The sequence below is a fragment of the Methylobacterium sp. BE186 genome, assembly GCF_031457035.1.
GTDB lineage: Bacteria > Pseudomonadota > Alphaproteobacteria > Rhizobiales > Beijerinckiaceae > Methylobacterium > Methylobacterium segetis.
Genome location: NZ_JAVDVV010000073.1, coordinates 1 through 1,112, shown reverse-complemented (window position 1 = coordinate 1,112; position 1,112 = coordinate 1). Strand labels below are relative to the sequence as shown.

1 protein-coding gene is annotated in these 1,112 nt (G+C 72.3%); it reads left to right on the top strand.

The window, feature by feature from the left end:
- Window positions 1–2 precede the first annotated feature (2 nt).
- Window positions 3–1,112 (top strand): DUF1254 domain-containing protein (locus J2X36_RS26775; protein WP_310355261.1); only part of this gene is annotated, 1,110 nt, incomplete at its 3' end.

Genomic DNA, 1,112 nt, shown 5'->3' with positions numbered 1-1,112 from the left:
CGCTGCCCCTCGTCGGCTCGGGCCTGCCCTCCGCCCGGGCTCAGAGCATGGTCCAGGACGCGCCGGTCATCGGCAACCATGCCGCGGCGGACCCGCTGGAACTGGCGATCGACGCCTACGTCTACGGCTACCCGCTCGTCACCATGGAGATGACCCGCCGCGTCCTCACCAACGTGGCCGCGCCCGAGGGCACGCGGGGCGCCCCGATGGGACAGTTCGCCAATGCGCGCGCCTACCCGGATCCGGCCTTCAGGGCCGTCACCGCCCCCAACGCCGACACGCTCTACTCGAGCGCCTTCGTGGATGTGGGCACGCAGCCCTACCTCTTCAGCCTCCCGGACGAGGAGGAACGCTACTTCCTCATGCCCATGCTCAGCGCCTGGACGAACGTCTTCGCCGTGCCGGGCAAACGCACCACCGGGACGGGGCCGCAGACCTATCTCGTCACCGGCCCCGGCTGGAGCGGCAGCGTGCCGGCCGGCGCCCGGCTCATCCAGGCCCCCACCAGCCTGATCTGGATCCTCGGCCGGACCTACTGCACCGGCACGCCCGAGGATTACAGGGCCGTCCACGCCCTGCAGGACCAGTACCGGCTGATCCCCGCCAGCGCCGCCGGCAAGGCGTACACGCCGCCCGCCGGCCGGGTCGATCCGAGCCTCGACACGAAGACGGCCGTGCGCGAGCAGGTCAACCGCCTGGATGCGGCAGCCTACTTCACCCTTCTCGCCGCGCTGATGAAGGACAACCCGCCCGCGCTCGCGGACGGGGTTCCCGTCGCCAAGATGGCCGCGCTCGGCATCGGGCCGGGCCGGCCCTTCGATCCGGGCAGCCTGCCGCCCGCGACGCGCGAGGCGATCGATCAGGCCCCCCGGCAGGCGCAAGGCCGCATCCTGGAGCACATGAAGGCGACGGGCCGGCACGTGAACGGCTGGACCTTCACGACCGATGGCGGCGACTACGGCAAGGACTACCTGCAGCGCGCCCTCGTCACCGCGGTGGGCCTCGGCTGCAACCTGCCGCAGGATGCGGTCTACCCGCTCACCACGGTCGATGCGGCGGGGCGGCGGCTGACCGGCGCCTCGACCTACGTGATGCGCTTCCCGCCCGGCGAG